Raw genomic sequence first — 24,163 nt, 5'->3', positions numbered from 1 at the left:
AGCTCGCATGTCTCCTGATCTTCTCAAGCTCATCTTCGGCCGTCTCGGCATCGATTCGCTGCCGCTGCACGAGCCGATCCTCGTCGGTACCTTCGTGATGGTCGCGCTCGGCGGCATCACGCTGTTCGCCGGCGTGACCTATTTCCGCCTCTGGGGCTATCTGTGGCGCGAGTGGTTCACCACCGTCGACCACAAGCGCATCGGCATCATGTACATGATCCTCGGCATCGTGATGCTGCTGCGCGGCTTCGCCGACGCACTGATGATGCGCGCGCAACAGGCGCTCGCATTCGGTGGCTCCGAGGGTTTTCTGCCCGCCCATCACTACGACCAGGTCTTCACCGCCCACGGCGTGATCATGATCTTCTTCGTGGCGATGCCGCTGGTCACCGGCCTGATGAACTATGTCGTGCCGCTCCAGATCGGCGCGCGCGACGTGTCGTTCCCGTTCCTGAACAATTTCAGCTTCTGGATGACGGTCGGCGGCGCGGTGCTGGTGATGGCTTCGCTGTTCATCGGCGAATTCGCCCGCACCGGCTGGCTGGCTTACCCGCCGCTGTCGAACATCGGTTACAGTCCCGATGTCGGCGTCGACTATTACATCTGGGCGCTGCAGGTCGCGGGCGTCGGCACGACGCTGTCCGGCATCAACCTGATCTGTACCATCGTCAAGCTGCGGTGCCCCGGCATGACCATGATGCGGATGCCGGTCTTCACCTGGACCTCGCTCTGCACCAACATCCTGATCGTCGCCTCCTTCCCGGTCCTGACCGTCGTGCTCGCGCTGCTCTCGCTCGACCGCTACGTCGGCACCAACTTCTTCACGAACGATTTCGGCGGCAGCCCGATGATGTATGTGAACCTGATCTGGATCTGGGGCCATCCCGAGGTCTACATCCTGGTTCTCCCCGCCTTCGGCATCTTCTCGGAAGTCACCTCGACCTTCTCCGGCAAGCGCCTGTTCGGCTACACCTCGATGGTCTACGCCACCGTCGTCATCACCATCCTGTCGTACCTGGTCTGGCTGCACCACTTCTTCACGATGGGCTCGGGCGCCAGCGTCAACTCGTTCTTCGGCATCACCACGATGATCATCTCGATCCCGACGGGCGCGAAGATGTTCAACTGGCTGTTCACGATGTATCGCGGCCGCATCCGCTTCGAGCTGCCGATGATGTGGACCATCGCGTTCATGCTGACCTTCGTGCTCGGCGGCATGACCGGCGTGCTGCTCGCAGTGCCGCCGGCCGATTTCGTCCTGCACAACAGCCTGTTCCTGATCGCGCACTTCCACAACGTGATCATCGGCGGCGTGGTGTTCGGCGCGTTCGCCGGCATCAACTACTGGTTCCCGAAGGCGTTCGGCTTCAAGCTCGATCCGTTCTGGGGCAAGCTGTCGTTCTGGTTCTGGGTCACCGGCTTCTACCTCGCCTTCATGCCGCTCTACGTGCTCGGTCTGATGGGCGTGACCCGCCGCCTGCGCGTGTTCGATGACCCGAGCCTGCAGATCTGGTTCGTCATCGCCGCGATCGGGGCTGGCTTGGTCTTCCTCGGCATTCTCAGCATGCTGATGCAGTTCGCGGTCTCGTTCCTCAAGCGCGAGCAGCTCGAGGACGTCACCGGCGATCCCTGGGATGCGCGCACGCTGGAATGGGCGACCTCTTCGCCGCCGCCGGACTACAACTTCGCCTTCACGCCCGTCGTTCACGACAATGACGCGTGGTGGGACATGAAGCGCCGGGGCTACCAGCGTCCGCTCACCGGGTTCAAGCCGATCCACATGCCGAGCAGCACCGGCACCGGCATCATCCTCGCCGGCTTCGCCACCGCGATGGGGTTCGGCCTGATCTGGTACATCTGGTGGCTGGCGGCTGCGAGCTTCATCGCGATGCTCGTCGTCGGTATCGGCCACACCTTCAACTATCACCGCGACTTCCACATTCCGGCTGACGACGTCATCCGGACCGAGGACGCGCGCACCAAACTGCTCGCCGGAGCCAAGTAAATGACTGTCGCTGTCAATCCCTCGCAAACCGGCGAGCCGGTCTTCTATCTCGCCGACGAACACCCGCATCCGGAAGGCTACAGCACCTCGCTCGGCTTCTGGATCTACCTGATGAGCGACTGTCTCATCTTCGCGATGCTGTTCGCCACGTTCGGCGTGCTCGGCGCCAATTACGCCGCCGGCCCCGCGCCGAAGGACCTGTTCGACCTCGACCTGGTCGCGGTGAACACCTCTATGCTGCTGCTATCCTCGATCACCTATGGCTTCGCCATGTTGACGATGCAGCAGAACAAGATCGCCCAGACCCAGATGTGGCTGGCGATCACCGGCCTGTTCGGCCTCGCCTTCATCGGCATCGAGCTCACCGAGTTCGCCCACATGATCCATGAAGGCGCCACGCCGCAGCGCAGCGCCTTCCTGTCCGCCTTCTTCACCCTGGTCGGCACCCATGGCCTGCACGTCTCCTGCGGCCTGATCTGGCTGGTGACCCTGATGGTGCAGGTCGGGAAATTCGGCCTGATCGAGGCCAACCGCCGCCGCCTGATGTGCCTGTCGATGTTCTGGCACTTCCTCGACGTGGTCTGGATCGGCGTCTTCACCTTCGTCTATCTCCTGGGAGTTCTGCGATGAACACCGACACCCATGCCGCCCACGCGGACGACCATCACCACGGCGACGGCCACGCCCACGGCTCGTTCTCGACCTATATGCTCGGCTTCGTGCTCTCGGTCGTGCTGACCGCGATCCCGTTCTGGCTTGTGATGAGCGGCGCGCTTCCGAGCAAGCAGATCACCGCGCTGGTCATCATGGCCTTCGCGGTCGTGCAGATCGTCGTGCACATGATCTACTTCCTGCACATGAACACGACGTCCGAGAACGGCTGGAGCATGATGGCGCTGATCTTCACCATCGTCATGGTGGTGATCGCGCTGTCCGGTTCGCTGTGGGTAATGAACCACCTCAACAGCAACATGATGCCGATGCACGAAATGACCGGGATGAAATGAGCGAGTTGGGGACCGTGACAGGCAAGGCAACGGGCGCTGGCCGCAAGGCCGGGCGTCCGTCCTTGTGGCTCACGGTCCTCTCGCTCACGGCCTTCGTGCTTCTGATCGCGCTCGGCGTCTGGCAGATCGAGCGCCGCGCCTGGAAGCTGGCGCTGATCGACCGCGTCGAGCAGCGCATTCATGCACGGGCCCAGCCGGTCCCCTCGCCCACGTCATGGCTTGCCGTCTCCTCCGCGAATGACGAGTACAGGCACGTCAGCGCCGCAGGCCGCTTCCTGCATGACCGCGAGACGCTGGTTCAGGCCGTCACCGAGGAAGGCGCCGGCTATTGGGTCCTAACCCCACTTCAGCGCAGCGACGGCACGATGGTCCTGGTCAATCGCGGCTTCGTGCCGTCCGAGCGACGCGACGCATCGACCCGCCGGGACGGCAATCCCGAAGGTGCGGTCGCAATCACCGGGCTCTTGCGCATCACGGAGCCGAAGGGCGGATTCCTCCGGAACAACGTGCCTCAGCACAACCGCTGGTACTCGCGGGATGTCGCCGCGATTGCTGCGGCACGCGGCCTCGATCACGTCGCGCCCTTCTTCGTCGATGCCGACGCCGGATCACAATCCGGCGGCGGGCCAATCGGCGGATTGACCGTGGTCCGCTTTCCCAATAACCACCTGATCTACGCGCTGACGTGGTTTGCCCTGGCATTCATGCTGGCGGGTAGACTCTTCGTCACCTTCGGCGGCGGGCTGTTCCGTCGCAGGCGCTTCGTCCACGAACCGGCCGGCGGGTCCGATACCGTCGCCCGCAGGACGGGATCAGATGCTGGAACGATCGTCGAGCCGACCTGACGACGGAAGAACGCACGGCGTCGTCACGCTGCAATCGCAGGCGGACGCGCGCAGCGAGCTGATCGGCGCCGCGCCCACCGACGACGAGACCAACCGCAAGAACATGGCGCTGCTGATCCAGCTGCGCTGGACCGCGGTGGTCGGCCAGATCGTGACCATCGGCGGCGTGCATTTCTGGCTCGGCATTCCCCTGCCCCTCACCCGCATGGGCGCGGTGATCGGCGCGCTGGTCTTTCTCAACGTCTCCAGCCTCGTCTGGGTGCGTCATCGCGCCGCGATCACCAACAACGAGCTGCTGGTCGCCCTGATGCTGGACGTCGCGGCGCTGACTGCGCAGCTCTACCTCAGCGGCGGCGCCACCAATCCTTTCACCTCGCTGTTCCTGCTTCAGGTGACGCTGGGCGCGGTGCTGCTCGATGGTCGCTCGACCTGGTCGCTGGTCGCGTTGACCTGCGCGAGCTTCATCTGGCTGACCCTGGCCCACCGGCCGCTCGAGCTGCCGCCGAATCCGCTGAGCGAGACTTACAGCCTCACCGTGGCCGGCATGCTGCTGGGCTTCATGCTCAACGCCGTGCTGCTGGTGGTGTTCGTCACCCGCATCAATCGCAACCTGCGCGAACGGGATGCGCATCTGGCGGCGCTGCGCCAGCATGCCGCCGAGCAGGACCATATCGTGCGCATGGGCCTGCTCGCCTCCGGTGCGGCGCATGAGCTCGGCACGCCGCTCGCTTCGCTCTCGGTGATCCTGAGCGACTGGCGCCGCATGCCGGATCTCGCCGCCGACCAGGAGCTCGCCGAGGATCTCGCCGAGATGGAGACCTCGCTGCAACGCTGCAAGTCCATCGTCACGGGCATCCTGGTGTCGGCCGGCGAAGCGCGCGGCGAGGGCTCATCGCCGACGACGGTGACGGCCTTCGTCATCGCGCTGGTGGAAGAGTGGCGCGACGCGCGCTCGGCCCGCACGCTCTATTTCGTCAACACCTTCGGCGAGGACGTCGCGATCGTCTCCGACGTCGCGCTGAAGCAGGTGATCTTCAACGTGCTCGACAACGCCTACGAGGTATCGCGCGACTGGGTCGAGCTCGTTGCCGAGCGCGAGGGCGACAACCTCGTGCTGTCGATCAGCGACCGCGGTCCCGGCTTTGCGCCGGAAATGCTGGCGCAGCTCGGAAAGCCCTATCAGTCGAGCAAGGGCCGCACCGGCGGCGGGCTTGGCCTGTTCCTGGTGGTGAACGTGGTGCGCAAGCTGGGCGGCAGCGTGACCGCCGAGAACCACAGGAAGCGCGGCGCCACGGTCCGCCTCACGCTGCCACTGGCTACGCTTGCGATCGGAGGCAGCTTTGACGCCTGACCGTTCGCTCATCGTCGTCGAGGACGATGCCGGCTTCGCGCGCACGCTGAAACGCTCGTTCGAACGCCGCGGCTACGACGTCGTGCTGGCCGCCTCGATCGAGGACGTCCGCAAGGTGCTGGAGGAGCGCTCGTTCGGACATGCCGTGGTCGACCTCAAGCTTGGCGGCGCCTCGGGCCTCGCCTGCGTCGAGCTTTTGCACACGCACGATCCCGACATGCTGATCGTGGTGCTGACGGGCTTTGCCAGCATCTCGACCGCCGTCGAAGCGATCAAGCTCGGCGCCTGCCACTATCTGGCAAAGCCGTCGAACACAGACGACATCGAAGCCGCCTTCAACAAGGCCGAAGGCAACACCGAAGTCGCGCTCGATGCGCGGCCGACCTCGATCAAGACGCTGGAATGGGAACGTATCCACCAGACGCTGATCGAGACGGATTTCAACATCTCGGAAGCCGCGCGGCGGCTCGGGATGCACCGCCGCACGCTGGCACGGAAACTGGAAAAGAGGCCGGTGAAGTAGGCCTGGAGCATGATCCGGAAAAGTGCGAAGCGGTTTTCCGAAAAGATCATGCTCAGCAGCTTCCGGACCGGAGACTTGTTCGCCTTGTGGTGGGCGACAACGAGGTCGAGCGTGGGTGCCTCTCCGCGCACAGGTCGGGTGGTGACCGTCTCCGGCAAATATCGCTTGGTATAGGCCGGCAGCAGCCAGGGCAGAACCGAGACCAGCTCGTCAAACAATCGACCACGGCCATAGCTGATCCGAAAACAAAAAGCCCGGCCGCAAGGCCGGGCTTTTGATCTGTTGCGATCGACGCGCGAGACGCTTACGCCGCCTCGTCGGCGACCGTGGTGCCGTCGCCCTCGGTATCGTCGCTATCGCCCTCGGCATCCGTGTCACCCTCGCCTTCGGCGGCTTCGGACTTGGCACCGGTGCGGCGCGGGCTCTTGGCGAGCTGGGCTTCGATCTCCTTGACCGCTTCGGTCTCGGTCGAGTGCTGCACCACCGCGATCTCGCGGGAGAGACGGTCGAGCGCCGCTTCGTAGAGCTGGCGTTCGCTGTAGGACTGCTCGGGCTGCGACTCGGAACGATAGAGGTCGCGCACGACTTCCGCGATCGCGACGATGTCGCCCGAATTGATCTTCGCTTCGTATTCCTGGGCGCGGCGCGACCACATGGTGCGCTTGACCCGGGCGCGGCCCTTGAGCGTCTCGAGCGCCTTCTTCACCAGCGCAGGCTCGGACAGCTTGCGCATGCCGACATTGGCGACCTTGGCGGTCGGCACGCGCAGGGTCATCTTGTCCTTGATGAAGTTGATGACGAACAGCTCGAGCTTCGCGCCGGCGATCTCCTGCTCCTCGATGGCCAGGATCTGGCCGACACCGTGAGCGGGATAGACGACGAATTCGTTGGCCTTGAAGCCCTGACGCTGGGTCACGACCTTCTTTTCCTCGACCTTCGGCGCAGCAGCGGCGGGCTTCACGGCCGGCTTGGCGGCGGCAACGGGGGCTTTGGCAGGAGCAGCAGCAACAGGGGCCTTCGGCGCAGCGGGCTTGGCAGCAGGGGCCTTGGCAACGGCAGGCTTGGCAGCAGCAGGCCTGGCAGCAGCAGGCTTGGCAACGGTCGCTTTCGCGGCCGGTTTGGCAGTCTTGTTAGGCATTGCGCTTCTTTTGTTCTTCGAGGACTTTGCAGCCGGTGCCTTCGTCGCGGTCCGACCCTTGGATGCGCTACGGCTGGCCGCGGCGACTTTTTTGGGCTCCTTATGGGAGGCCCTCGCTGAAGTACTCTTTTTACGCGTTTTCTGTGACACAGCCTGCGCGCGGAAACTGCCACGCCCCTGTTCGACATTTGGTTTCACGGGAACCCAGCGGGGCCAACGGGGCTGACAGGGTTCGGCTTAATGTGCCCAATATAGCACATTTCCCGCAAAAATCAATGATTTAGGGGTGATGAGGGCTGGTTTTCGGCGGCAACGCCGCTATTAGGGTTAAGTTTAAGCCCGAATTAGTCGCCTGAGCCGGGGTTCGGAGAAAAATATTTCTCGAACTTGCCTTCCTGGCCGTCGAAATCCTTCGCGTCGGCAGGTGATTCTTTCTTCTGGGTGATGTTCGGCCAGCTCTTGGCGTAGTCGGCATTGACGGTGAGCCATTTTTCCAGGCCAGGTTCCGTGTCCGGCTTGATGGCGTCGGCGGGACATTCCGGCTCGCACACACCACAGTCGATGCACTCGTCAGGATGGATGACGAGCATGTTCTCGCCCTCGTAGAAACAGTCGACCGGGCAGACCTCGACGCAGTCGGTGTACTTGCACTTGATGCAGGCTTCAGTGACGACGTAAGTCATCCAACGCTCCGAAAAGCTCTTTCAAAAGTCGCGGCTTGCGTAGCGCGGATGGCCCGGCGCTGCAAGGTCGGGAACGGTCGATCATGACGGCTTTATGTGCTCGATCGACCAAGAAATGAACTCAAAGCGCAATTAATTGCGCCGAGAGTTTGGATCACCGTCGCCGACCTCTTCGTAGAGCACGCGCGCCGAGGCTGCATCGCCGCGGCGCTCGTTGAAGGCGGTGACTTTCAGGACCCGCACGGTGCGATCGAGCGCGATGGTGAGGACGTCACCGATCTTGATCGCATGTCCCGGCGATCTCTCGCGCGCGCCGTTGACGCGGACGTGGCCGGATTCGACGAGTTCAGCGGCGGAGGTGCGCGCCTTCACCACCCGCGCGTGCCACAGCCATTTGTCGATGCGCTGCCGCTCGGTCGTGGGTCACTCCTTACGACCGGACAGCTGCTCTTTCAGCGCAGCGAGTTTTGCGAAGGGCGAGTTCGGATCGACCGGACGATCGCGCTCGCGCGGGGTCGCGCTCGAGGCGTAGGGCCGCAGCGACGGCCCGCCCTGGCGGTCGCGGCCCTTGTCGCGGTCGCGGCCGCGATTGTCGCGGCCCTTGTCGCGATCGCCGCCAAACTTGCCCTTGTTGCGATCGCGATCCTTGTTGTCGCGGTCCTTGCCCTCGAAGCGGCGGTTCTTGTCGTCACGTCCCTCGGGACGCGGCGCAGCTTCGCCACCACCTTCGCGCGGCTTGCGGAAATCCCTGCCGCCATCTCTGCGATGACCACCATGACGATGGCGCTCGCCCGGCTTCGCGCCTTCGGCAGCTTCGCCGGGCGCAGCCTCGGCGGGCGCGGCGCCGGCTTCGGCACCGGTCTGCGGACGCTGGTGATGACGCTGGTGGCGATGGCGCTCGTGGCGCGGCTTGCGGTCCTCGTGACGGCCGCCGGGACGCCAGACCTCGACGAGCTCAGGCTCGGCGAGCGCAGCTGCAGCCTCCGCAGGCGCAGCGGCATCGGCGGATGCGGCAGCTTCCGTAGCAGCGGTCTCGGCGGGCGCGATCTCTTCGGCAGCTTCAACGGGGGCCGCAACTTCTTCTGCCGGCGGTGCGATGCCGGGGGCATCTTCCGGCGTGACGGGAGCTTCGGCCGACGCTTCGAGGACCGGCTCCTCATGCGCGGGCTCGTCGTGCAGCTCCATGCCGGGCGCGTCTTCGACGGTGACCGGCTCTGCTGATGCGGCTTCGATCGATGCGGCTGCCTCTTCAGGCAGGCCGGCAACGGCCTCGGCCGCGGTCTCGCTCGATGCGTCGGCGCTGCCCTCCGCGGGCGGCGTCTCTGCGGCGACCGTCTCGGCCACGACCGGCTTCTGCGGCAGCGGCGGACGCTTCTCCATGCGGTAGCCGAGTGCGCGCAGCACGGAGGCGAAATCCTCGCCGGCCGAGCCCGTGAGCGAGGTCATCGCCTGCGTCACGACAAAGCAGCGGCCGTCGAACGCGCCGGCGGGCTTTTCGCCGGGCGAATTGTCGCGCCAGGCCAGCGCCGGGCGGATCAGATCGGCCAGGCGCTCCAGAATGTCGACGCGCACGGCGCGCTCGCCGGCCTGCTTGTAGCCGAGCACGCGATAGGCATCGCGCGGCAGCTGCTTGTCGACCGGGAACGAGGTGCGGCCGGAAGATGCCAGATGCTGCGCGCCCGACAGCGACGACAGATCGACATTGTCCTGCTTCAGCGCCCAGAGCAGCGCGGCCAGCGCACGCGCGGCGGGCTTCAAGAGGCCGGGGAAATAGAGGTGATAGGCGCCGAAGCGGACGCCGTATTTGCGCAAGGTCGCGCGCGAGGGCTGGTCGAGATCCTTCAGCTCGTTGGCGATCTTGGGCCGTTCGAGCACGCCGAGCGCCTCGACGAGCTGATAGGCGATGCCGCGGGCGATGCCGGTGACGTCCTCGGCCTTGGACAGCTCGAACATCGGACCGAGCAGCTTTTCGATATGCGTCTTGAGCCAGAGCTCGAGCCGGGCCTGCACCTTGTCGCGTGGGCCGCCCGTGAGACGCTCGTCCGAGATGATGCGGATACGCGGATGCAGCGCATCCTCTGCGGCGGACAGCCGCGCCACGGCATCGCCGGTCCAGCGGATGGTGCCTTCTGAGGTCAGCACGAACTGATCGTCCGGCGCGTTGCCCAGTTTTTCGGCGCGCGCGTTGATTTCGCCGGCGAGCACCGCTTGCGCGGCAGCCTGCAAGGCTTTCGCATCGGAGCCGGCTTCCGCCGCATCCGGTGCAAAGGTGAAGCCATCGAGACGGCCGATGACATGGCCTTCGACGATGACTTCGCCGGTCTTGCCGATTTCCGTATTCAAGCTCGTGTTCTCCCGCAGGCGGCGCATCAATACACTGGTCCGGCGATCAACGAAACGCTCAGTCAAGCGTTCATGGAGCGCATCCGATAATTTATTTTCGACCTCCCGCGCGATCCCCTGCCAGCGTTCGGGGTCTTTGAGCCAGTCCGGGCGGTTGGCAACGAAGGTCCAGGTGCGAATCTGCGCGATCCGGGCCGACAGCGTGTCGATGTCGCCGTCGACGCGGTCGGCCTGGTCGATCTGGGCCGCGAACCAGGCATCGGGAATGCATCCCTTCTTCATCAGGAAGCCGTAGAGCGTCGTCACCAGCTCGGCATGGGCCGCCGGCGACAGTTTTCGGTAGTCGGGGACCTGGCAGGCCTCCCACAGCCGTTCCACCGCTTCCTTGCCATGTGCGGTGTCGCGCACCTCGACGTCGCGGGCGGCGTGGTCGAGCACGCGCATGTCCTCGGCGATCGGCGCGCGCGTCAGCGCCTCGTGGCCGGGCGACTGGTTCAGCGAGACCTGGAGCGCGCCCAGCGAGGTGAAATCCAGCCTCGAATTGCGCCATTGCAGCATCTTCACGGGATCGAAGGTGTGGTTCTGCAGCGCGTTGACGAGCTCGGGCTCGAACGGCGCGCAGCGGCCGGTGGTGCCGAAGGTGCCGTTGCGGGTGGCGCGGCCGGCGCGGCCGGCGATCTGCGCGAATTCGGACGGCGTCAGCCGGCGGAACTGGTAGCCGTCGAACTTGCGGTCGGAGGCGAAGGCGACGTGGTCGACGTCGAGATTGAGGCCCATGCCGACGGCGTCGGTGGCGACGAGATAGTCGACCTCGCCGTTCTGGAACATCTCGACCTGCGCGTTGCGCGTGCGCGGCGAGAGCGAGCCCAGCACCACGGCGGCGCCGCCGTGCTGGCGGCGGATCAGCTCGGCGATGGCGTAGACCTCGTCGGCGGAGAAGGCGACGATGGCGGTGCGGCGCGGCTGCCGCGTGATCTTTCGGTCGCCGGCGAATTCGAGCTGCGACAGCCGCGGCCGCGTGATCATGGACACGCCGGGCAGCAGCCGCTCGATGATCGGGCGCATCGTGGCGGCGCCCAGCAGCAGCGTCTCGTCGCGGCCGCGGCGGTTGAGGATGCGGTCGGTGAAGACGTGGCCGCGTTCGAGATCGGAGGCGATCTGGACCTCGTCGACGGCGAGGAACGAGACGTCGAGATCCCTAGGCATCGCCTCGACGGTCGAGACCCAATAGCGCGGGCTCTTCGGCTTGATCTTCTCCTCGCCGGTCACAAGCGCGACGGCTTCGCTGCCGACCCGCGCGGCGATCTTGTTGTAGACCTCGCGCGCGAGCAGGCGCAGCGGCAGGCCGATCATGCCGGAGGGATGCGCGAGCATCCGCTCGATGGCGAGATGGGTCTTGCCGGTGTTGGTGGGGCCGAGCACCGCAGTGACGCCGGCGCCGGGGAGCCGCTCGGAAGCGAAGGGGGAGGAAGAAAAGGGCATCTGGGAGATTAGGTAATGGCGGATTGGGGCGAATGTCAGTGCCGTTGTGCCGACCCTCATCCTGAGGAGCGCGTCAGCGCGTCTCGAAGGATGAAGGCCCGGATGGTGCCATGGAGGGAGCCGGGCCCCTCGCCCTTCGAGACAGCCGCTTGCGCGGCCTCCTCGGGGTGAGGGGATCAAACAGCGGAGTGCGTGGCGCCGCTCCCCAAATCCCGCGCAACTGTCTCACTTTGCGACGCTTTTCCCTGTGTCCTTAAACTTCGGAACGACTCTAGAACGAATCGCGGCCGAATCGCTGACTCCGGCCAGAGTCCTGTTCCGTTCACTCAACATGTCGCGGGAGGCTTATTGGGTGTGCACTAGATGGAGTTTTGGGCTGCCGCACAAGCGACGTTTCGATGGCGGATTCGTTAAAGCTGGGGACGGCGCGGAGTCGAATCAGAATCGGGGAGGAGTCAAATGGATTCCCGGCACCGGGCCCCTCCAAGACAAAACTGCGAAAACAACCCCATGCACAGTAGAAACGGGTCCGCCGCGGGGGACCGGGCGATCTTGTATAACGTATTGATGTAGATGTCTTTTTTACCATCCCTTGGAGAGGGAGGTTAAAGTCACTGCGTCTTGGCGACCCTGGGCGGCTGCGCCGAGGTGATGAAGCTGGTGGCTTCCAGCATGGCCGGGCCAAGCGGTGTCGGCACCTTCAGCCAGAACGGCACCAGGATGCGCGTGCCCGCGATCGGCGCGAAGGCGACCTCGATGTTGCGCTGGGCGGCGAGGTATTTGATCACGGGGCGGTCGGGGATGTAGCCGGCGACGGGCACGAAATACATCGAGCAGACCACGACGGGGCCGCGATAGCCCTTCTCCGCCTTCACGGTCTCCATGCGCTTGAAATCGAGCTTCAGCTCGTAGCGCATGCGGCCGTCGAACACCGGCGCGGAATTGTGGCAGGCATCCGGCCCCACGGGATCGCCGGTGCCGGGCACGCGCAGCAGCGAGGCCGTCATCGGGTCCCAGACGCCGCGGCGATGCGCGTCGGTGACGAGGATGCGGTCGGGATCGACCGGCGGCTCCGGCTCGATGCCGAACTCCTTCACATTGCCCTTGTCGAGGGTGATGTGGATATTTTCCGTCTTCTTCGAGGTGGTGGTGGAGGCCTGGTAGCCGGTCGCGACCAGCGCGCCGTTGACGACGCGCCCCTGCGAGGCGCCGGTGCCGGACCCGCCCGCGAACGATTTCAAAAGCCCCGTGGTGCCGCCGCTGGCCGCGGCCGCGAACACGTCGTCCTGGATGTCGATGTTCCAGGCGCCCTTGCCGACGGGAATGCCCGCCAGCGTCGCCTCGTACTGCGCCTCGAGCTTGCCCTGCGCCGCCACGGGATCGGCCACCCACGCCAGCGCCAGCCCGCAAAGGGCGGCCGTGGCCAGCCGGCCGGCAGAGCGCGGACCGGCCGCGCGCGGCTCCGTTGAGCGCAGGCCGGGCGCAGGATGGGGCGTTGTGAGCACGAAACAATCCAATCGAGGCGCGAACGGTTGTTACTTAAGCCAAAAACCGCGGCACACAATGTATCCGGGCATGTCAGGCGCGGAACTCCACCTGATATTTCGGGTGCGAATACGCCCTTTATGTGATGGTAAGGGGTTTTAAACATTGCCGTTTTGGTGATCGGCGGGCGCCGCGGGCGCGAACACCTCTCCCGCTCTCGTCCGCCGAAGTTTCGGCGAAGGCGGACGCGCGAGAGGAGGCACACCGCCGCCGGCTCGGGCCGCCAAAACCCGCCCCAAAACCTTGACGGCCCGTCCCTTCCCCCCTATACGTCCGCCGCTCCCTGCAAGGACGAAAGAATTAGCCCCCGTGGCGCCCCGGATGGCGGCCGCACTCGTTGGGGGCTCGAACCAAGGATTTTTGCCATGTCTCGCCGCTGCGAACTGACGGCCAAGGGCCCCCTCGTCGGCCACAAGGTCAGCCACTCCAACATCAAGACCAAGCGCCGCTTCCTGCCGAACCTGGTCAACGTGACCTTCATCAGCGAAGCGCTCGGCCGCAACGTGCGCCTGCGCGTCTCCACCAACGCGGTCAAGAGCGTCGACCACAATGGCGGCCTCGACCCCTATCTGCTCAAGGCCAAGGCCGACGTGCTGTCGCCGCGCGCCCTCGAGCTGAAGCGCGCCATCCAGAAGAAGGTCGGCCCGACCCCCGCGCCGGAGAAGAAGGCGAGCTAAGCGAGTTTTCGAATAGGGCAAGGGCTTGCGTCGGGCGGCGTAGGCTTGGCCGGATCAAGTTTTGCGCGACGGCCGGATCGGAAGATCCGGCCGTTTTTGTTTTGGGGCAGCCACACTTCGACTACGCCAGCCCCCCAAAAAAATGCCGGTTCGCGGTATCCACAACATCGACGAGTATCTCAGAGGCCTGCCCTCCGTCGCCACGATCGCTGCTGTATAGTTGCAAACTCACAGCTGAGTAGAGATTCGAAGTGCGAAGCCTGTCTTCTGGAAAGAAATCGAAGGTTACATCGGCTACGAACGAAGAAGCGATAAAGTTCTATCGCGCCAACGAACGTCCCTATGGAATTTTCAGCAATTTGTTTCGTTGCGAGATAGAATTCGAAGGGAAGACATACCCAACCGCTGAACACGCTTATCAAGCCGGCAAGGCTCTGAAGCCGGCAGTTCGCGATTGGATTCTGGCTGCACCAACACCGTCGTTGGCAGCAATGGCTGCTCACGGCTTATACGTTTGGGATGTCGTGCCCAATTGGCAGTCGATTAAGTTTGATCGAATGAGAGCAGTCCTACGGGCCAAATTCCTTCAACATCCGGATATTGCCTCAGTCCTCCTCTCGACTGGTTCTGCTCGGCTGGTCGAGGCCGGGCGTGTAAACAACGCCGTCAATCGGCTGTGGGGCGAGGTCAACGGACAGGGGCAGAATATGCTCGGCTTAATGCTGATGGAGTTAAGGGCCGAACTCTCGGCACGAGGCACCCCCTCGAAGGTTCGATCGAAAGAAACAAAGGCTGCAGATAACAAGCGGAAGAATAAACGGGGTTCAGGTCAACAGCGCAAAACAAAATAAAACATCATGACACCCTACGAGGAAGAGTTATCCAAACTACAAACCAGTCTAAATCGATCGGCATCAGCTGAACTCACAAAGCTCAAGTCCGCTATCGCGGGAGCTAGTCAGTTTAGCCTAATCGCGGTCGGCTCAGGCGGCTCGTTTACAGTCGCTTCACTGCTATGCAGTTTACACGAAGCCTATACCGGCCGGGTTTCTCGTTCGATTACCCCGCTCGAATTGATTTGCAATCCGACCTTGGCAGCGACGAGCCCTATATTCATTATCTCCGCAGAGGGCAAAAATCCCGACATATTAGAAGCATTGAAACGAGCCCGCGAACACAGCTCGCGAGCAGTCCACGTCATTACCAATCGACACACCAGCCCCCTGATGGAGCTCGCGGCTACGCTGAACGACGTGACGTCACACGTCTTTGAGCTAAGTGACAAGGACGGATACCTAGCAACTAACAGCTTGATCTTGGACGCATCGTTAGTCGCTCGCGCTTTTTCAGAATTAGACCGACAAAAGCCTGCCTCTTTGGACCTACAAAGCATTCACTACTCGGGCCAGCCTCTCGATAAATTTCTTTATACCGCCAAGGAGTTTGTTACGAAGACGGCAAATAAGCGCGGCCTCATCATCGTATTTTCGCCCAAGCTTCGCCCAATCGCGGAAGATCTGGAATCAAAGTTTTCTGAATCTGCGCTGCTATTTTCGCAGCTAGCCGACTTCCGTTCCTTCGCGCATGGCAGACACCTTTGGTTGACTGAGAGAACGCAAGACTGTGCTCTGCTTGTCCTAACTGAACCGAGCACCGAAGCCCTCTGGCTCGATATGAAACCGCAAATACCAGACGCAGTGCCCATCTTCACGATTCCAATGCCCGGTTCGACTCCCAATGATCTGATTGCGGGTCTCGTTGCGGGAATGCATCTAGTTTCAAGAATAGCAAATGAGGCGAAGAGAAACATTGCGAAGCCCAACGTTTCCCCCCTGGGCCGCCAACTCTACTATGCTGAGTTATCATCGCTAATCCCGCCGCCGCAAGAAACTGGAATTAGAGGTGAGCAATCAAAGTATGAAGTCCTTGGCGCGCATTGGCCTTCGCCCCGTAGCAGCGGCAAGATTCGAAGGGCGTTGGAAGAGATTGAACAAGAATTTTCTACGAGGGACTTCCGGGCAATAGTTTTCGATTATGATGGCACACTCTGTAGCTCCAATAAGGTTGATCTCCCTCCGGGGCCGGAAATTTTGCAACACCTGAGCCGCATCACTAAGGCGGGTATGATTGTGGGTATCGCATCTGGCCGAGGCGACTCAGTTCGAGATCACCTGAGAGACACGGTTGATGAAGAGCTATGGCCAATGTTTCGGCTGGCTCTATATAACGGCGGCTGGATTGGAGCTTTATCGGATGAGATACAGCGCGTTACAGAACTGAGCGAGTTCTTGATCCATGCCAGACGTATCGTACTCAATTTGCGGTCTCAAGGCGTTCCTATATCACGAATCAGAGCTAATGCGCCGCATCAACTCAGCATTCGCTTCGAAAACGGCGTCAGCGCGGACAACATGTGGTTCGTTATTGCCGATGCATTGAAGCAGGCGGGATTAGAATCTGGCACGATTTTGAAAAGCAAGCACTCGGTTGACATCCTATCGCGAGGCGTAAGTAAATCTCACATAGTCGCGCACATAGTCCAAACCCATCGGATGGACCCGTACGAAGTCGTAACAATGGGCGACCTTGGAGCTTGGCCAGGCAACGACTCTTCATTGCTACAACATCGCTTTTCACTGAGTGTGGACCTGCCATCAAGACGCATTGATCGAGGCTGGAAACTCGCGCCTCGTTATAAGCGCGATCTAGACGCAACACTTTGGTATCTTGACCGGCTAAAACTGAACAACGACCAAACGTTTCGTTTTGACTTTTTGGAGAACGACGTTGAAAGACGTTAACGCCCAAGTTCTCCTCGCGCAGATCATGCGCTGGAGCGACCCAGAAGAGGTCGGACGCAATGTCCCCGTATTGCAACTACTCGCCGACCACAAGTACAATCAGTATCAACAATTTGGCCCGGGAAAGCAGTTTATTGAAAGCCTCGCGCTTTGGCTTCAGCAATTCGACCATGAGGATCGCGCCGAAGCACTCTCATTTGTCCGCGATCGGTTAGTGTTCATATCCGAACAAGAAATTGCGCATCTCGTTCAGCTTGCCTACCCCGACGTAATTGTCCAGGAGCGCCTGAAGCTAATCGCCGAAGAGAGCGGCATTCCACCCTACCGTGTTGGGCAGCTAATGAGCCTGCCACGTTTCGAGCAATTGCGCATACAATCACTGTATCTTGGTCTGAGTGACGGAGCGCACACCAACGATCTGCGCCGTGCCAGCAACGGAGCGATTAGCAATGAACAGATCTGGCAGGCATACGAGTTGGGAGAAGCCAAAGCCGAAGATATGTTGGAGGAACTAAAGGCCTCCTTAAAATCATCCTCGGTCTTTCATCCCGGTGCCCATATCCCACCGCGTTTCAGTTTGATTTGGCTAGTGGATGACTTCTCCGGAAGCGGCAATACCTACATTCGCTTCGACACCAAAGACAGAAGATTCAAGGGCAAAATCAAGAAAATCTACGAACGCATTTATAGCGGAGACCTGATAGATCCCGATTACTACGAAGTGTATCTGTTACTATACGTCGCGACCCGCCAAGCAATCGATCATATCGAATATTGGTCCGAACGTTTCACGTCTGAACAAGGGTTCAAGCCGCTAAAGCTTCACGTCCTTTGCCCTATTGAGAAGAGTATCGCTCTTTCCCAATCAACCGATCCAGCTTTAATGAGCATGCTTTCGAAATCTAAGTACTATGACGACAGGGCGTCGGATCGGCACATCTCAGTCGGAGGGACAGAGAGCGCGCGGCTTGGATTCGCTAACTGCTCTCTTCCTCTAGTCTTGTCACACAATACGCCAAACAATTCAGTCTATGCTCTCTGGGGTCCAGAAGACTACCAATTCTTTGGATTGTTTCCCAGAGTAAGCCGCCATCGGCAAACCTAATGGCATATCGCGCAAACCCTTTTCTAGAGCGAATGTCCGAGCGGACGACCTCGGATCAGGAATTCGTGCATCTTTTTTCCCCCAAAGTCCTTGAGAAGCTTGAGGAGGATTGTCTAGAGGGCGCCGTCCACGTTTTCAGAAGTCCGCCGGGGGGCGGGAAGACTACGATTCTAAGAGCATTCACTCCAAACGCGCTGAGAGCCTTTTGGCATGCGCGCCCCACGCAAGCCGAGTCCTATCGCCAACTGATTGAATGGGGGGTCCTAGATGAAGAAAGGGGCCCTCAACTGCTTGGCGTCTATCTCTCCTGCGCCGCGGGTTATGCAGATATTCCGCCTGGTGTCTCCTCTGTCAAAGAAGGCATGTTTCGAGCACTACTCGACACGCGCATTGTTTTGAGAACTCTGCGTAGCTTACCTGATCTCATCGAGGGAGTAGCAGGCGACGTCTTGCAGGACATCCGCCTCGAATACCAGCATTCAGCAATCGAACTTAGTTCAATTCCACTCCATGGTACTGCGCTTGAGATGATCGCTTGGGCCGAGCAGCGCGAGCGCGAGATCTACAGCTTGCTAGATTCGATAATCTCATCGCCCAACATCAGAACTCCGTCCCAGGTTCGCTTTGAAGCCGTCTTGTGGCTCCAGGCAGTTCAGTTCATCCATAATGGAAGAACAATTGCGCCAAAGCGCTTATTAATGATCGACGACACACAGAAGCTGCGGAAGAGCCAACGCACGCTCTTGCTGGATGAACTAGTAAACATCAGACCGTCCATTCCGATCTGGGTTGCGAGCAGAAGCATAGCGTTCGTCGATTCGTTTCTTTCCCAAGGCGCGCGCGAAGGCCGCGACATACGTGACTATCCCCTGGAGGAACTTTGGGGAGGACGAAGCGGCCAACAGTTCGCGGCCTTCGCACAAAACATTCTTGATCGAAGATTCGCCCAGCAAACGACCGTGCCCGCCGGCTCGTTTGCTCAGTATCTATCGGACAACCTTAATTCGTCGGAGATTGAAGAAGCCTACGCTCAAGCCAAAGCGATTTTCGAATCGAACATGAATCGACTGCGTGACAATCTCCGCTATAGGGAATGGCTGGCAAGAGCTTCGCAACGGCCGAGCTCCATCAACCCACAAGCTTTGACGGATCTTTACATTACGCGGATTCTAGTGGCTCGGGACGAAGCCAATAAGCAGCTTTCCTTCGAACTGGTCCCCTTATCTGAAGATGAACTAGACGAGCGCGACAGTTCGTCAGTGCAATCCGCCGCCGAGATATTCATTCACCGAGAAGTCAAGCTTCCCTACTATTACGGCGTAGACCGACTCTGTGCCATGGCAACGAACAATCCTGAGGAACTTCTCAACTTGGCAGCTGCGCTGTATGAGGGCATGAAAGCGAAGCAAGTTTTGAGACGCCAGACTCAGCCTCAGTTGCAACCCCGAGAGCAAGAAAAGAGGCTGAGAGACGCGGCGAGCAAGAAGAGAGATTTCATTCCACAAAGCCACAGTGAAGGCACTTTAGCTCAACGGCTCCTTGACGCGATTGGGGTTTTTTGCCGAGAGAAGACTTATTCCATCAATGCCCCTTACGCGCCGGGCGTCACGGGCGTTCGCCTCTCCAATAGCGAGATTTCCAGACTCAAACGAACTCCAGATTCTTCGGATTTTCTATTTGGCACACTCCGCCAAGTCTTATTTGAATGCGTTGCCGAAAATCTTCTCGTACCGCGCGAGAGCAGCGCGAGCACATCTCGTGAAGGGGGCACAGTCTTTTACTTAAACAGAACGCTATGTGCGCACTACGACCTGCCGCTCCAGTATGGCGGTTGGCAAGACACATCAGCTCAGGCCTTAGTTGAATGGATGGAGTTTGGCCTGCAGCCTTCACGTGGTCTCGGTTTAGAGGTCGCCTAAATGATCTGGAAAAACTACGTGTTTAGGCGCGGACCTGAAGTGGAAGATCTTTGGGACCAAGTTCTCGCGGACCGAAAGAAGAGCAGCAGGAAGTTCAACCTACTCTATATCTCGGGCGCCGGCTTTGATGCTAGGGCGGCTATTGTGATGTCCAAATATGTCGAAAGAATTCGCGAATCCGGGTGCGAAGTTCAGAATGCCCAACTTCTTCTAATTGGCTTTTCAAGCTATCAGATGTCCGAGGAGTTGAAGGCCCAAACTAGAAAAAATAAGTCCGAGCTGGAAGAATGCTTTTCGGAAATCGGGAGCTGCCATTCGATAACTTTCGGTCGGTCCTCCTTAGGAGAAGATGAAGTCAGTGCGACGATCAGCTTGAGACAAGTAGCTGACGACGTTCTAAGGTTCGTGGACAGCCAAACAGATATTGTCCTTGATGTAAGCTCTCTACCTCGTATCGCATATCTCACCGTTCTACTCAGTCTCCTTGCAAAATTATTGCCTACCTTCAAGGACGGATCCGAGTTGGCTGCGAACGGCACCTCGCTTCAAGTCCTCGTGGGCGAAGACGCCGCGCTCGACAGCCTTATAAGTTCTGAGGATCCAAGCAACGACCTTGTCTTGATCCCTGGATACTCCGAAGCACTGCAATCGGAAGCTCTACGAGATCTACCGCTGGTGTGGTTACCCATTCTTGGTGAGAATCGCCTAGCTCAGGTTCGAAAGATTGAAGAAGTGATTCCGTCTGACGCGGAAATATGTCCAGTACTGCCTTATCCATCGAAGAATCCAAGAAGGGGCGATATGCTGTTGGTAGAATATGACAGCATACTCTTTGCACGACGAGAAACGCCGTTATCGAACATCATGTATGCTAACGAGGCCCATCCTTTCCAAATGTATAGGCAACTGCTTGGAGCGATGGAACGGTATAGAAACACGCTAAAGATAGTCGGAGGTTGTCGCTTAGTTGTCACGCCCTTGGCGAGCAAATTGATGACCATTGGAAGCGCGCTTGCGTGCTTTGAGATGAAGATGATCTCTGCGGATCGAGTATCCAGCGTAGCTATCCCTTATGCGGAGCCAAGACGATACGTTGCCAACATCGATTCGTTGCTAGCGTCGCGTCCGGAGATTTCAGCTCTGTTGCTTACTGGCGACGCATATGGGTAGCTCACTAAGGCTGTGGCATTGATTCCGGTGTATTCACACTGGTGGAATCATCGAGAAGTAGCACACCTCAACCACAAGGACTGAACTCCGAGGCTTATAATCTGACGTGAGGTATCGGCGACGAGATCAGCAAGAACGTCTGAAGCGTTTTGTCGGTTCTTTCGTTACTTACACAAAACGAGCAGAACATCGCCGCAGCGGATGGCGTTCGTCAACGTCGGTCTCCCTCCCCCTACCCCCGAAAATCAATGCTCCGCAGCACGATCCCCGGCGGGGTGCCCTCGAACTCCGTCGCCTGATATTTGCGTCCGGTGCAGGCTTCTATGCGCTCGCGCAGGCGGGTGAACTGGGCTTCGCGCTCGTTGGGCCTGGCGCGCGGGCCGCGCTCGAGGTCGTCCATGGCGGAGGTCGAGATCGCGCAGGCGATCTCCTTCGGTCCGTCCTGCATTGAGAACTGGACGATGCCGCGGTCCTGGTCGTGGCCGATGAAGCGGCTGGTGGTGAGGGTCATGGGGCGTTCCTTTGCGAGATGGGTGTGCTCCCTCTCCCGCTTGCGGGAGAGGGTTGGGGTGAGGGTGTCTCCGCAGGCGAGAGCCCCAACGAGGAGAGAGCCCTCTCCCGGCGCGCGGGGACGATGCTTCGCATCGCCCGGACGCGCCGACCTCTCCCGCTCGCGGGAGAGGTGGAGCGAGACCGCGACCGCGGCCAGTTTCAGCCTTCGCCGCCGAGCCGCACGAAATCGTCCAGCAGCGCCGTCACCAGCGCGCGGTGCTTGGTGTCCTCGACGGGCAGGCTGGCGGCGTAGAGGTTGAGCAGATGGCGCGCCTTCACCGCGGCCTCGGGCCACGACATCGCCGGCACCGTCATCATGCGGTGTTCGAGATCGGCCTCGCGCTCGCGCAGCTCCCGAACCTGGGATTCGACGTCGGCCAGCGCGCGGCGCAGATCGGTCGCCTTCTGTGCGGCCATGCCGCGATGCTTGTCGAGATCCACGGGGTAGTCGCTCATGGGGCGGCACTCGCATCGAGGCGCTGCGCATCGGCAAGGTCGACCGAGCCGATCGACAGCAACTCCGTCGCGCCTTGCACGCGTTCGGACGGCACCGTGATCATGGTGGCGACGCGGCGATATGACGCGAACGACAGGCCCTCGATCATCTCCTCGTCGGTGACGACCTCATAGGCGCCAGCGGGCAATTCGCGCTCGACGCCGCGGATGTGGAACGGATGCCTGAAGGTGATTGTTTCTCGCCGCGAGCGGATGGTCATGCGCGCCTGCCTTTCGCAAAGAGGGGCCCCAACCGACGCCGACGTAGCCAGACCATGCGCTTGTTGCGCGGCAATAGCCAGCATTATCGCGGCCGCGCTGCAGCGCGGCGCGCTTTAGGTCTCGCTATTGGCGGGCCGCAGGCGTAGGCTCGCCGCATCACCGCGACATCCGACGGCTTCGACCGGTGACTGGGGTCAGTTGCGCTCCCGCCGACAGACCCGCAGGGAACGTTCGATGTCGCGCCGTCGCATCCTGGAATGGATCGTGCCGCTGGCGGTCATGCCGCTGTTCCTGCTTCTTCTGCTGCGTGGAGCCGCGATCCTCAATGGCTAGGGCCATGCGCGTGCCTTATCTGGTCAGCGGGACCAACGAATATGGCAGCGCCAATCTCGGCCGCGGCAGCGCCGCGGTCGCACTGCGCCTCGCGCGAAAACTGCTGCGCGACGGCTACATGGACGTGCGCGTCTGCACCCCGCGCGGCCGCGTGCTGCAATCGGACGAACTCGACGACCTCAAACCACCGGAGAGCGACATGAGCAAGGGCCAGCAACGCAGCAATCGCGAGATCAAGAAGCCGAAGAAGGACAAGACCAAGGTGATCGCCGCGGCACCGACCCGCAAGGACGCCAACTGGCAGCCGGATTTCGGGCCCGCGAAGAAGAAGTAGCGGGCGGAGACGAGCACTACCTTCCCTTCTCCCCTTGTGGGAGAAGGTGCCTTGCCGAAGGCAAGGCGGATGAGGGGTTGTGTCCGGGAATTCCCACGCGACAGATTAGCGCGCAGAGAGAAACCCCTCACCCGTCTCAGTCGCGCTTAGCGCGATTGATCCACCTCTCCCACAAGGGGAGAGGGTGAGAAGCACCATCGTCTCCTCGCCGTCGCGCTTTCTTGCTATACTCGTCCCGGTAGCATCACCGGGAGGGGCCGACCTGTGGAGTCCGAGCGCAACACCGACCACAAGGCCGAGCCCAAGGCCGAACCCAAGGCCGAGCCGAAAAACCTCGTCATCTGCTGCGACGGCACCGGCAACGAGATCTCGGAGAACATCTCCAACGTCCTGAAGCTGTATCGCTGCCTGCGCAAGACCGACAAAACGCGGCCGCGGCAGATGGTGTTCTACGATCCCGGGGTCGGCACGGTGACGGAGCCGTCGACGTGGCACCGCATCAAGGCCGACGTCAATCTGGTGCTGGGGCTCGCCACCGGCTACGGGCTCGATGACAACGTGCTGTCGGCCTATTGCTTCCTGGTCGAGCACTACGCGCCGGGCGACAATATCCATCTGTTCGGTTTTTCGCGCGGTGCCTACACGGTCCGCGTGCTGGCGGGGCTGATCCACAAGATCGGGCTGATCTCGCCGGAGCAGGCCAACCTCGCAGGCAGTGGCCTGGTCGCCTACAAGCAATATTCCGGCACCGGGCGCGGCAACGATTTCGAGGATCTCAAGGACGTCGCGACCGACGAGAGCGGGCCGCTGCCGAAGGACGAATTCGACCTCGCCGCGCAGTTCGCGCGCATCACCTCGACGCGCTGGGCGACCATCCACTTCATCGGCGTCTGGGACACGGTGGCGAGCGTGATCGTGCCGCGGCGCGACAATTTCTTCTTCGTGTTCAGCCTGGAGGAGCTCGCCTTCACGCTGCGCAATCCCAGCGTCAACATCTTCCGCCAGGCGATCGCCATCGACGAGCGTCGCTGCATGTTCCGCCTCAAGCAGTATGAGGAGCCGCAGGATTATTGGCGCAACCGCTACGTGCCCGACGAGAAGAAGGAGCCGCAGGACATCATGCAGGTGTGGTTCGCCGGCGTGCACAGCGACGTCGGCGGCGGCTATGCGGAGGCCGAGAGCGGCGAGTCCAAATATCCGCTGATCTGGATGATCGAGGAAGCCGCGAAGGCCGGGCTGAACTTCAACCCGCGCACCGTGAACCAGCTCGCCTGGGGCATCCAGCGCAAGAACTCGCCGTTCCAGTACGTCGCGCCCGCCTATACCGGCAAGACGGGCATGCTGCACGATTCCATGACCGCGCTCTGGCGCGTGCTGGAATATCTGCCGAAGAGCGCGAAGTACAAGGAATGGCCGGAGCGGAAGGTGTTCCTCGGCTTCTACATCCCCGATAGCGAGCCGCGCCCGATCCCCGAAGGCGCGCATGTGCACGAGAGCGTGCTGAAGCGGATGGCGGTGGAGCCGGGCTACCGGCCGGTGAACCTGCCGAAAGCGTACGAGACGGTGCCGATGCCGGTACAGCCGCATACGGGGGTGGAGGCGTCGGGGGAGATCGTGACGGGGTGAACCCACT

General features: G+C 61.2%; 22 protein-coding genes. 14 read left to right on the top strand and 8 right to left on the bottom strand.

All coding sequences use genetic code 11. The features are described 5' to 3' along the window. The first annotated feature begins 7 nt into the window (after positions 1 to 7). The 6 genes from cyoB to NR187_RS00710 are packed head-to-tail and all read left to right on the top strand — an operon-like array spanning position 8 to position 5,731. On the top strand, positions 8 to 2,005 hold the full coding sequence (gene cyoB / locus NR187_RS00735; protein ID WP_256805487.1) for a cytochrome o ubiquinol oxidase subunit I: 1,998 nt from the start codon (positions 8 to 10) through the stop codon (positions 2,003 to 2,005). Then, positions 2,006 to 2,635 (top strand): cytochrome o ubiquinol oxidase subunit III, encoded by a 630-nt coding sequence (gene cyoC, locus NR187_RS00730; RefSeq protein WP_256805486.1) that lies wholly within the window; start codon positions 2,006 to 2,008, stop codon positions 2,633 to 2,635. Then, positions 2,632 to 3,012, top strand: coding sequence for a cytochrome o ubiquinol oxidase subunit IV (gene cyoD, locus NR187_RS00725; protein ID WP_211386169.1), 381 nt, complete (start codon positions 2,632 to 2,634; stop codon positions 3,010 to 3,012). Before cyoC ends, cyoD begins: the two co-directional genes overlap by 4 nt. Continuing rightward, positions 3,009 to 3,857 (top strand): SURF1 family protein, encoded by an 849-nt coding sequence (locus tag NR187_RS00720; RefSeq protein WP_256805485.1) that lies wholly within the window; start codon positions 3,009 to 3,011, stop codon positions 3,855 to 3,857. The genes cyoD and NR187_RS00720 overlap by 4 nt, the downstream gene beginning before the upstream one ends. Then, positions 3,829 to 5,208: an ATP-binding protein gene (locus tag NR187_RS00715; RefSeq protein WP_256805484.1), complete on the top strand. Its 1,380-nt coding sequence runs from the start codon at positions 3,829 to 3,831 to the stop codon at positions 5,206 to 5,208. The genes NR187_RS00720 and NR187_RS00715 overlap by 29 nt, the downstream gene beginning before the upstream one ends. Further along, positions 5,198 to 5,731, top strand: coding sequence for a response regulator transcription factor (locus NR187_RS00710; protein WP_211386166.1), 534 nt, complete (start codon positions 5,198 to 5,200; stop codon positions 5,729 to 5,731). Before NR187_RS00715 ends, NR187_RS00710 begins: the two co-directional genes overlap by 11 nt. Positions 5,732 to 6,035: 304 nt before the next feature. Here NR187_RS00710 and NR187_RS00705 read toward each other — a convergent pair whose 3' ends face one another. The 5 genes from NR187_RS00705 to NR187_RS00685 all read right to left on the bottom strand — a co-directional run bounded on the left by NR187_RS00705 (position 6,036) and on the right by NR187_RS00685 (position 12,852). Further along, the gene (locus NR187_RS00705) at positions 6,036 to 6,869 is read right to left on the bottom strand and encodes a CarD family transcriptional regulator (protein WP_256805483.1); all 834 of its coding nucleotides are present in this window, start codon (positions 6,867 to 6,869) and stop codon (positions 6,036 to 6,038) included. A gap of 344 nt (positions 6,870 to 7,213) precedes the next feature. Continuing rightward, a complete protein-coding gene (fdxA, locus tag NR187_RS00700; protein ID WP_211386164.1) occupies positions 7,214 to 7,552 on the bottom strand; it encodes a ferredoxin FdxA in 339 nt (112 codons plus the stop codon). Positions 7,553 to 7,684: 132 nt separating this feature from the next. Further along, positions 7,685 to 7,954 (bottom strand): RNA-binding S4 domain-containing protein, encoded by a 270-nt coding sequence (locus NR187_RS00695; RefSeq protein ID WP_256806189.1) that lies wholly within the window; start codon positions 7,952 to 7,954, stop codon positions 7,685 to 7,687. A 21-nt stretch (positions 7,955 to 7,975) separates the two neighbouring features. Next, positions 7,976 to 11,377, bottom strand: a complete 3,402-nt coding sequence (locus tag NR187_RS00690) for a helicase-related protein (protein ID WP_256805482.1) — start codon at positions 11,375 to 11,377, stop codon at positions 7,976 to 7,978. A gap of 611 nt (positions 11,378 to 11,988) precedes the next feature. Next, positions 11,989 to 12,852, bottom strand: a complete 864-nt coding sequence (locus tag NR187_RS00685) for a DUF3108 domain-containing protein (RefSeq protein WP_211386294.1) — start codon at positions 12,850 to 12,852, stop codon at positions 11,989 to 11,991. Between the two features lie 435 nt (positions 12,853 to 13,287). Here NR187_RS00685 and rpmB point away from each other — a divergent pair, with 435 nt between their 5' ends. From rpmB to NR187_RS00655, 6 genes are all read left to right on the top strand, one after another. After that, positions 13,288 to 13,599, top strand: coding sequence for a 50S ribosomal protein L28 (gene rpmB / locus NR187_RS00680; protein WP_211386162.1), 312 nt, complete (start codon positions 13,288 to 13,290; stop codon positions 13,597 to 13,599). 251 nt (positions 13,600 to 13,850) lie between these two features. After that, the gene (locus NR187_RS00675) at positions 13,851 to 14,450 is read left to right on the top strand and encodes an NADAR family protein (RefSeq protein WP_256805481.1); all 600 of its coding nucleotides are present in this window, start codon (positions 13,851 to 13,853) and stop codon (positions 14,448 to 14,450) included. Positions 14,451 to 14,456: 6 nt separating this feature from the next. Then, a complete protein-coding gene (locus tag NR187_RS00670; protein ID WP_256805480.1) occupies positions 14,457 to 16,400 on the top strand; it encodes an HAD-IIB family hydrolase in 1,944 nt (647 codons plus the stop codon). Then, the gene (locus NR187_RS00665) at positions 16,387 to 17,505 is read left to right on the top strand and encodes a hypothetical protein (protein ID WP_256805479.1); all 1,119 of its coding nucleotides are present in this window, start codon (positions 16,387 to 16,389) and stop codon (positions 17,503 to 17,505) included. Before NR187_RS00670 ends, NR187_RS00665 begins: the two co-directional genes overlap by 14 nt. After that, positions 17,505 to 19,424, top strand: a complete 1,920-nt coding sequence (locus NR187_RS00660) for a hypothetical protein (RefSeq protein WP_256805478.1) — start codon at positions 17,505 to 17,507, stop codon at positions 19,422 to 19,424. Before NR187_RS00665 ends, NR187_RS00660 begins: the two co-directional genes overlap by 1 nt. Beyond that, positions 19,425 to 20,594 (top strand): hypothetical protein, encoded by a 1,170-nt coding sequence (locus NR187_RS00655; RefSeq protein ID WP_256805477.1) that lies wholly within the window; start codon positions 19,425 to 19,427, stop codon positions 20,592 to 20,594. Between the two features lie 232 nt (positions 20,595 to 20,826). On the opposite strand, the gene NR187_RS00650 is transcribed toward NR187_RS00655, so the two are convergent. The 3 genes from NR187_RS00650 to NR187_RS00640 form a co-directional block, all read right to left on the bottom strand. Beyond that, positions 20,827 to 21,105, bottom strand: a complete 279-nt coding sequence (locus NR187_RS00650; protein WP_256805476.1) for a DUF1488 family protein — start codon at positions 21,103 to 21,105, stop codon at positions 20,827 to 20,829. A 200-nt stretch (positions 21,106 to 21,305) separates the two neighbouring features. Next, positions 21,306 to 21,602: a hypothetical protein gene (locus tag NR187_RS00645; RefSeq protein WP_211386158.1), complete on the bottom strand. Its 297-nt coding sequence runs from the start codon at positions 21,600 to 21,602 to the stop codon at positions 21,306 to 21,308. Beyond that, positions 21,599 to 21,862, bottom strand: a complete 264-nt coding sequence (locus NR187_RS00640) for a hypothetical protein (protein ID WP_256805475.1) — start codon at positions 21,860 to 21,862, stop codon at positions 21,599 to 21,601. The genes NR187_RS00645 and NR187_RS00640 overlap by 4 nt, the downstream gene beginning before the upstream one ends. Positions 21,863 to 22,188: 326 nt before the next feature. On the opposite strand from NR187_RS00640, the gene NR187_RS00635 reads away from it, so the two are divergent. Together NR187_RS00635 and NR187_RS00630 are read left to right on the top strand one after the other, a co-directional pair. Further along, a complete protein-coding gene (locus NR187_RS00635) occupies positions 22,189 to 22,530 on the top strand; it encodes a hypothetical protein (protein WP_256805474.1) in 342 nt (113 codons plus the stop codon). A 264-nt stretch (positions 22,531 to 22,794) separates the two neighbouring features. Continuing rightward, positions 22,795 to 24,156, top strand: coding sequence for a DUF2235 domain-containing protein (locus NR187_RS00630; RefSeq protein ID WP_372702952.1), 1,362 nt, complete (start codon positions 22,795 to 22,797; stop codon positions 24,154 to 24,156). The last annotated feature ends 7 nt before the right edge of the window (positions 24,157 to 24,163 follow it).

The organism is Bradyrhizobium sp. Bra64 (assembly GCF_024519875.1).
In the GTDB taxonomy this organism is placed as follows: domain Bacteria; phylum Pseudomonadota; class Alphaproteobacteria; order Rhizobiales; family Xanthobacteraceae; genus Bradyrhizobium; species Bradyrhizobium japonicum_G.
Note: the sequence above shows the minus strand (reverse complement) of the source record. Positions and strands in the feature narration are given on the sequence as shown.